Source organism: Actinocrinis sp. (assembly GCF_035938995.1).
Lineage (GTDB): Bacteria > Actinomycetota > Actinomycetes > Streptomycetales > Catenulisporaceae > DASZGI01.
Window position 1 is genome coordinate 20,112 of record NZ_DASZGI010000163.1, and the last position, 8,252, is coordinate 28,363.

Consider the following 8,252-nt stretch of genomic DNA (forward strand, 5'->3'; position numbering starts at 1 on the left):
GTTTTCTGTGAAGCGGTCCGGCCGGGGTGCGCGGGAGTGCGGCCCGCGCGCCCCGGCCGGGTCTGTGGGTTCAGGAGTAGATTTCGAACTCGGATATCTGGGCGGCCGGCCAGCCGGTGTTGCCGGTGACGGACAGTTCGAGCGCGCGTTCCTGCGTGCCGACGGGCAGCTTGATCGTGACGGTGTTGCCGGTCGCCGGGTCGAGCAGGTAGTCGGCCGAGGGGACGAGAGTGGTGAAGGTGCTGCCGTCGGTCGAGCCGAGCACCGACAGCGTCTCGGTGCGCGCTCCCCAGTTCGACGGGAGTGTCAGGACGATGCTGCTGGTGGACTGGACGGTGCCGAGGTCGGCGGTCAGCGTCTGCGGGAACGGGTCGCCGTCCTGGCTTTCCCAGTAGGAGCCGTCGTTTCCGTCGTTCGCGTTGGTCGCCGGGAAGCCGGGCAGCGCGCTGCTGGCGGTCATCGCGGCGTTCAGCGCCAGGTTCTCCGGCGGGGCCACGCCGCCGTTTCCGCCGATCGGGTCGGTGCTGCCGATCAGCTGGACCGTTGCGGATTGCCCAGGCTCGGCGGCCGGGATAGTGAGCGTGCCCTTGGTCACTCCGTCTGAGGTCGGGGTGAAGGAGACATCGATGACGCACCACGTGGCGGGGTCATCTGGCGTCGCGGCGGCGTCGAGGCTCGTGCCGCAGGGGTGGGTCGGGTCGGTGGTCGCGGTGAAGCCGCTGCTCGCGGCGATCTGGCCGAGGCCGGTGGCGCTCGGCGCGGTATTCATCACGACGATCTTCTGTGTCGGCGTGGCCTGGCCGACGGTCGCGGCCTCGAACGTGGTCGTGCCCGGATACGCCCACAGCGGCGAGTGCGTGGGCATGCCGCAGGTCGTGTCGCGCCACCCTGAGTTGCCGCCGCCGTCCACGACGGTGAATCCGGAGCCGCAGACGAACTGCCCGGCCGCGCCGACGTCGGTGGCGTGCGTGTCGGAGACCAGGATCGAGCCGGGGGCCTGTTCCTGGAAGGCGAAGGTTCCGGCGCCCCGGATCGCGTTGTCGTCGAGGGTGACGCCACTGACGCGGTATCCGGCGGTCGGCGGCGTCGTGACCGCGGATCCGGTGTAGGCGTTCGAGTTCTGGAACATGAAGGCGGAGTACGGGCTGTCGGCGATCGTGTTGCCGACGATGTTCACCGGCGCGGTCATGTCGCCCTGCTGCGGGTCGAACCAGACCGCCCCGACGCCGTAGTCCCAGCCGGGGTCCCACTGGCCGGTGCGGATCAGGGTATTGCCGACGATGTTCAGCGGTCCGGACATCGGCACCGAGTTGAACCGCTGTCCGATCCCGATGCCGCCGCCGCGGGTGACGGTGTCCTGCAACAGGTTGCCGACGACCGTGTCGTTCGCGCCGGAGCCGTAGATGCCGATGTTGTTGGCCAGGCCGGGCGAGTCCACGGTGTTGCGGGCGATGGTGATGCCGGTGTCGCCGTAGTTCTCCGACCACAGCGCCAGGCCGTCGTCCTGGGTGTTGCGCAGGAAGCTGTTCTCGATGACCGAGTCGGTGATCGGCCCGTCGGCCGCGTTGAAGTTGACCCCGTCGGCGGTGGTGTCCTGGATGCGCAGCCGGTCGACGGTCAGGCCGGTGCTCGGGCCGACGACCCACATGCCGACCTTCTCGTTCTGGATCCACACCTGCGAGATGCGCGAGGCGCTGAAGCCGCCGTTGAACCCGGTGTCTTCGGTGTTGCTGTCGTCGCGCACGTCGACGTTGCCGAATATGGACAGACCGGAGATGTCCACGTGGGTACTCGGTGGGTTCTGGTTCCCGCTGAACTCGACGTTCTTCCCGGTCAGCTCGGTATACCACTCACCGGCTCCGATTATGGTCACGTTGTTCACATTGAGCGGACGGCTGACCGTGTACGTGCCGGGCGGGAGGTAGACGCCCTGACCGGCAGCCGACGCGGCGTTGATCGCCGCCTGAAGCGCGTTCGTGACGTCGGTGGCGCCGGTGTCGTCGACGTTGTACGGGCTCTGCGTCACGTCGAGGTAGCCGTCCGGCTTCGCGGTCGGCGCGCCGACCTGCTCGAAGTCCGCGGTGTTCACGACGTACCAGGGCGCGTTGTCGCCCGGGCCGACCCGCAGGGTGACCACGGTGCCTGCCGGGAGCCTGGTGGCGAAGCGGTAGCGCGCGTCGTTGTAGAAGTCGTGCGGCACCTGGCCGTCCGGCTGGCCGACGCTCGGGTTGTTGCTGAACGGATACTTGCCGTAGAGCCAGCTGAACTCGGAGGTCAGCGGCAGTGCCGTGGCGAGCGAGCCGTTGACGTAGAGGTCCAGCGGAGCGGTGATCCCGCCGCCGTGCAGCGAGTCGGGAATCGCGTAGTGGAAGTCGACCGCGTTCGCCGGTTCGGTGAGCGTGAAGGACACGTACTCGCCCTGGCCGATCAGCTGCACAGCCTGCCGGCCGGTCGCTTCGGAGGCAAGCGTGCCGTAGCGGTAGTCCGGCCCGAGGATCAGGCCGTTGGTTTTCGCGTGGGGACTGGTCGCGGCGTTGTATTCGGTGAACGGGACCTCCGCGCCGGCCGACCGCGAGTCCCTGGCCACGTCGGCGCTCTGCGCCGTTGCGGCGCCCGACGACGCGGCCAGGACGGCCGCGACGGCGATCGTCGCGGTCCATGTTTTCCGGTTTCTCATCGTTTGCTCCCAGGAGAAAGGCAGCGCAGCTCCGGCGGACGCCCTGTGGAGCAGGCCGTCCGCGACCGCGTCAGCCGTTTGGATCAGCCCTTCATGGCCCCAGCGGTCAGTCCGGCCATGATGTTGCGCTGGAAGATCAGGAAGATGATGATCGTCGGCACGCTCGCGATCGCCAGCGCGGCGATCAGCACGTTCTCCGGCAGGCCGACGCTCAGCTGGCGCAGGCCGACGTTGATGGTCTGCTTCGAGGTGTCGGTGAGCACCAGCAGCGGCCAGAGCAGGTCCTTCCAGACCCCGATCACCGCGAAGATCGACACGACGCCGAGGATCGGCCGGGAGATCGGCAGCACGACCGAGCGCAGCGTGCGCAGCGGCCCGGCGCCGTCGATCGCCGCCGCGGCCAGCAGCTCGGCGGGGATCGAGTCGAAGAAGCGCTTTAGCAGGAAGACGTTGAAGGCGTTGGCCACCGAGGGCAGCCAGATCGCCCACGGCGAGTTGAGCAGGCTCCAGTGCAGGAACGGCAGGTTGTTCGCGGTCAGATACGCGGGCAGCGCGATGACCGTGGTCGGGATCATCAGGGTCGCCAGCATCGCGAACAGCACGGTGCGGCCGAACACCGGGCGCAGCTTCGAGAGCGAATACGCGGCGGCCACGTCGAAGACCAGCTGGAAGCCCAGCGCGCCGAACGCGTAGATCGCCGTGTTCGTGATCAGCCGGCCGAGGTCGGCGTCCTGCCAGGCGGCGCCGTAGTTCGCCGCGTCGGCCGACGCAGGCACGATCGTCGGCGGCGTGCGGATGATCTCCTGGGCCGACTTCAGCCCGCCGCTGAGCATCCAGTACAGCGGAAACAGGAACACCAGCGCGAACAGGACGATCAGCGTCCAGAACGCGATCCAGTACACGGTGCGTCCCAGCGGCCGCGCCAGCTGCGCCTGCGAGACCAGGGTCCGGGTCTGCACCCGCGCTCCCCCGGTGGCGGCTCTCCTCCTCGGCGCGTACCTTCTCATGGCCCTTACTCCTCCTCGCCGAGCCGGCGGCCGAGCCACAGGTATCCGCCCGCGAATCCGACCAGGACCAGCAGGAGGACGACCCCGAGCGCCGAGGCGCTGCCGTAGTTGTTGAAGTTGAACGCGTACTGGTAGATCAGGTACACGACGGTCGTCGTGTCGTTCGAGGCGCCGGTGATGATGTAGGGCTCGAGGAAGACCTGCATCGTGCCGATGATCTGCAACAGCAGCATCAGCGAGAGGACCAGCCGGGTCTGCGGCACGGTGACGTGCCAGAGCCGCCGCATGATCCCGGCGCCGTCGAGCTCCGCCGCCTCGTACAAATCGCCCGGGATGCCCTGCAGCGCGGCGAGGTAGATCAGCACCGTGCCGCCCATGTTGATCCAGGTGGAGAACAGCACCAGGCACAGCACCGCGAGCAGGTGCGAGGACTGCAACCACTGCACGCTCGGCAGGTGCAGCGCGCGCAGCAACGCGTTGAAGAGCCCTGTGTCGTCGGGCGTGTAGAACCACCGCCACAGGAACGCCGCGGCGACGGGCGGCATCATCACCGGCAGGTACACCAGCAGTCGGAAGTACGAACGCGCGTGCCGCAGCTCGTTGACGACCACCGCGGTGAAGAACGGCACCGCGTACCCGAAGACCAGTGCGAAGAGCGTGAACAGGCCGGTGGTGCGCCAGGCGCTCCAGAAGTCCGGGTCCGCCAGCACGTGCCGGTAGTTGTTCAGGCCGACCCAGCGGGTGCTTCCGGCGAAGTTCGTGTACTGGAAGCTCATGATCACTTCGCGGATCATGGGGTACCAGGAGAACACCGCGAAGCAGAGCACGGCTCCGGCCAGGAACAGGTACGCGGTCGCGTTGCGGCGCAGCCTGCGGCCGATCGGCGCGCGCTGCCGCCGGGGCCGGGCGGCCGCCCGGGCGTCCCGGGCCATGGCCGGGGCCAGGTTGATCGTCGCCATGTCGGGTGCTCTCGTCTTGGGGCCGGGCGCCTGGAGCGCGGCCGCGACCGTGGATCAGGGTCCTGTGGTCGTGGCCGCGTCCGGGGCGCAGTCGCGGGGCCGGTGCGGTTACTGCTGGGCGTTGGCCAGGATGGAGTTCGCCTGGCTCTTGAAGGTGTCCAGCAGTCCCTGAGGGTCCGCGTTCGGGCTGGTCAGCACCGCGTCCATCGCCTTGTCGCCCTGCGCGTAGATCGCTTGCGCCTGCGGCGGTTCGACGAGCAGCTTCATGGTCGGGATCGCCGCGACGTAGGCGGCGAAGTTGGCCGTCGGGATGTTCGCGTACTTCGCCACCGCGGCGGCGTCGGCGGTCGCCGCCGCCCCGCTCCACAGGTCCGGCTCGGGCAGGCCGACCGGCTGTCCGGTCTGGGCGAGGCGCTGGTAGTCGAACTGGCCGAGCCCCGAGGTCATGAACTCGTAGTCGACGAACTTGATGCCGGCCTGGATCTGCGCGGGGGTGTCGTTCTTGTTGAACATGTAACCGGAGCCGCCCACCAGCGTCGCGGCCTCGCCCGGCATCGGCCCGACGCCGAGGTCGGTGTACGGCACGTTGTACTGGCTGTGGATCGAGGTCAGGTTGTCCGGCGCGCCCACGTACATGCCGAGCTTGCCCGAGGCCATCATCTGGAGCAGGTCGTTGTATTGCAGGCCCTGCTTCGTGCCCATCACGTTGTCGACGTAGCGCAGCTTGTGCAGGAACTGGAGCGTGGCCAGGCCGGTGGCGTCGTCGAACGCGGCCGACTTGCCGTCCGGGGTGACCATCTTCCCGCCGCGCGAGTAGACCTCCGCGGCGAAGTGCCAGCCGCCGGTGTTGGCCGCGCTGTAATCGCCGTAGCCGACGATCCCCCCGCCGAGCTTCGAGATGGCGATCGCGTCCGACTCGACCTCGTCCCAGGTGGCCGGCGGCTTGTTCGGGTCGAGTCCGGCGCGCTGGAACAGGGTGCGGCTGTAGACGATGCCGAGGCTGTAGTTGCCGGTCGGGATGCCGTACAAGTCGCCGGAGTCGGTGCCGCCCTGCCGGTAGATGTCCAGCAGTGAGCTCTGGATGTCCTTGTAGTCGTTGATCTGCGAGGCGTACTGCTGGATGTCGGCGGCCTGCCCGGAGGCGATGACGTTGGCACCGTCGGTGAAGTAGGTGTAGAAGACGTTGTCCATCTTGCCGCTGGCCAGCTTGGCGTCGAAGGTGGCCGGGTCGTCGCAGGGGTTGGAGTCGTCGCCCTTGACCGTGACGCCTGGGTTGGCCTTCTCGAACGCGGCCACGTCCGCCTCCCAGTTCTTGCGGGCGGAGGCCTGGGAGGTCGGCGGCTCGCAGCCGACGGTGATCGCGACCGGGCCGCCGCCGGTGCCGGAGCCCGTGTTTCCGGAGCCGCCGCTGCTGCACGCGGCGGCGCTCAACGCCAGGCCGGCGACCAGTGCGGTCGCAACGGCGCTGCGGTTTCGTCTGCCAGTCATGTGGAGTCCCTGAGCTCAAGATCGACGGGGAGGGGCGCGAGCCGCCACGCGGTACGGCCGGCCAGGGCGAAGGTTCCCGGTTCTCTGACTTCGCGGCGCCCTAGAGGCCGCACGCCGGCCCGGGTTGTATACGGGTTTGTTCGGCGCGCAAGCCAAGTCGTCGACGAAAGCGCTGGTAGAACGGGCATCGCGGCTCGGCGTGCTGCACAAATTAGAGGCGGGCGGGACCACCGCGCAATAGTTGGATCAACTTACGCAAGATGTGCACCGCTGGGCGCAACCAGAACGTATGCCCCTGCAAGTCAGCGCATGTTCGTGACATAGTTCCGTAACATGACACGCAGACTCGCGGACGTGGCCCGGAAGGTCGGGGTGAGCGAGGCGACGGTCAGCCGCGCGCTCAACGGCAAGTCAGGCGTCTCCGAGGCCACCCGCCAGGCAGTGCTGACCGCGCTCGACGTGCTCGGTTACGAGCGGCCCGCCGCGCTGCGCGGCGTGGGCGTGCGGCTGGTCGGCTTGGTGATGCCCGAGCTGCAGAACCCGATCTTCCCGGCACTCGCCGAGAGCGTCGGCGGAGCGCTGGTGCAGGTCGGCTTCACCCCGGTGTTGTGCACGCGATCGGCTGGCGGCTTGACCGAGGCCGAGTATGTGTCGATGCTGCTGGACCAGCAGGTCTCCGGCGTGGTGTTCTGCGGTGGGCTCACACAGGAGGAACACCAGCAGCTGCTGGAGCGCGGCGTGCCGGTCGTGCTGCTCAACGCGGCGGTCGACCATGCCGGCTTCCCACAGGTGAGCACGTCCGACGCGTCCGCGGTGCAGCAGGCGTTCGCGCACCTCGTCACGCTCGGCCATCGGGAGATCGCGCTGCTGGTCGGGCCGCACGGGCATGTGCCGACCGAGCGCAAGGCCGCGGCCTTCACCGCCTTCGCCAAGCAGGCCGGAATCAGGCACCACATCGCGCACGCGCTGTTCTCGTTCGAGGGCGGGCAGGCCGCCGCAGCCGAGTTGCTGGAGAGCCATGCCGGGGTGACGGCGGTCATCTGCGGCAGCGACGTACTCGCGCTCGGCACGATCCGCGCGGCGCGGCGACTCGGCCGGTCGGTGCCCCGCGACCTATCCGTGGTCGGCTACGACGACTCGGTGTTCATGCAGTACACCGACCCGCCGATGACCACGCTCCGGCAACCGATCGAGGCGCTGGCCCGCGCGGCGGTCACCCTGCTGGTCAATCAGATCAACGGCGACGCGCCACTCCCCCGCGTCCTGATGCACGAGCCGGAGCTGGTCGTGCGCGGCTCGACCGGACCGGCACAGGCGCAGACACAGGCACAGGCGGAACCGCAGCGAGCGGTGAATTCCGCGCCCCCCAGGGCGTACGCAAGACCGTAGGCAAAAAACCGACGCGAATTGAATCCGATTTCGCAAGCGCGCATGAGAGACCTGAGACTCTTATCCATCGCCGCTGCTCACAGCCACTCTAAGTACACAATTGCGGTGAGCCGAGAACAGATCTTTTATCTCGGCGATGTAATCGGAACATTGCCACTCGATTAAAGCGGCGCTACGGTGCGCTCCAATTCACCCGGACCAACACCTTTAATTTTGGAGCGCCATGCTCGATCTCGGCACACGCAGCCGCCGCATCGTCGCGGCGAGCACTGCCGTCTTCACGCTCATAGGCCTGCTGTTGGGCATGGCCTTCCTGTTCGCGGCGCAGTCGGCTTCGGCCGCCGGCACCACCTACGAGGCGGAGAATGCGGCGCTGTCGGGTGGCGCGGTCGTCGCCACCGATCACAGCGGCTACACCGGAACCGGATTCGTCGCCGGATACACCGACACCAACAAAGGCACCGCCGACACGACCTTCACCATCAACGCACCCAACGCCGGCACCTACACGCTCACCCTGCGCTACTCCAACGGCACCGGCTCAACGATGACCCTCTCCCTCTACACCAACAGCTCCAAACTCAAGCAGATCACCCTGCCCGGCACCGCCGACTGGAACACCTGGACCACCGAAACCGAAAACGTCACCCTCAACACCGGCAACAACACCGTCGCCTACAAGTTCGACACCACCGACACCGGCAACGTCAACCTCGACAACCTCACCGTGAC

General features: G+C 68.0%; 6 protein-coding genes. 2 read left to right on the top strand and 4 right to left on the bottom strand.

Annotation, left to right across the window (positions count from 1 at the left end):
• Positions 1 to 70: 70 nt before the first annotated feature.
• From VGZ32_RS11790 to VGZ32_RS11805, 4 genes are all read right to left on the bottom strand, one after another.
• A complete protein-coding gene (locus VGZ32_RS11790) occupies positions 71 to 2,677 on the bottom strand; it encodes a discoidin domain-containing protein (protein ID WP_326885991.1) in 2,607 nt (868 codons plus the stop codon).
• 83 nt (positions 2,678 to 2,760) lie between these two features.
• Positions 2,761 to 3,636, bottom strand: coding sequence for a carbohydrate ABC transporter permease (locus VGZ32_RS11795; protein WP_349263573.1), 876 nt, complete (start codon positions 3,634 to 3,636; stop codon positions 2,761 to 2,763).
• Positions 3,637 to 3,689: 53 nt separating this feature from the next.
• Complete coding sequence (locus VGZ32_RS11800; RefSeq protein WP_326885993.1) at positions 3,690 to 4,643, bottom strand: carbohydrate ABC transporter permease; 954 nt, start codon at positions 4,641 to 4,643, stop codon at positions 3,690 to 3,692.
• Positions 4,644 to 4,751: 108 nt separating this feature from the next.
• Complete coding sequence (locus VGZ32_RS11805) at positions 4,752 to 6,131, bottom strand: extracellular solute-binding protein (protein ID WP_326885994.1); 1,380 nt, start codon at positions 6,129 to 6,131, stop codon at positions 4,752 to 4,754.
• 333 nt (positions 6,132 to 6,464) lie between these two features.
• Here VGZ32_RS11805 and VGZ32_RS11810 point away from each other — a divergent pair, with 333 nt between their 5' ends.
• Together VGZ32_RS11810 and VGZ32_RS11815 are read left to right on the top strand one after the other, a co-directional pair.
• Entirely contained in the window at positions 6,465 to 7,520 is a 1,056-nt protein-coding gene (locus tag VGZ32_RS11810; protein ID WP_326885995.1) for a LacI family DNA-binding transcriptional regulator, read from the top strand.
• 223 nt (positions 7,521 to 7,743) lie between these two features.
• Positions 7,744 to 8,252 (top strand): carbohydrate-binding protein (locus tag VGZ32_RS11815; RefSeq protein ID WP_326885996.1); only part of this gene is annotated, 509 nt, incomplete at its 3' end.

Excerpts from the sequence above, each read along its gene's own strand:
- VGZ32_RS11790 (WP_326885991.1), bottom strand. The coding sequence starts at position 2,677 with ATGAGAAACCGGAAAACATGGACCGCGACGATCGCCGTCGCGGCCGTC.
- VGZ32_RS11800 (WP_326885993.1), bottom strand. The coding sequence starts at position 4,643 with ATGGCGACGATCAACCTGGCCCCGGCCATGGCCCGGGACGCCCGGGCG.
- VGZ32_RS11805 (WP_326885994.1), bottom strand. The coding sequence starts at position 6,131 with ATGACTGGCAGACGAAACCGCAGCGCCGTTGCGACCGCACTGGTCGCC.
- VGZ32_RS11810 (WP_326885995.1), top strand. The coding sequence starts at position 6,465 with ATGACACGCAGACTCGCGGACGTGGCCCGGAAGGTCGGGGTGAGCGAG.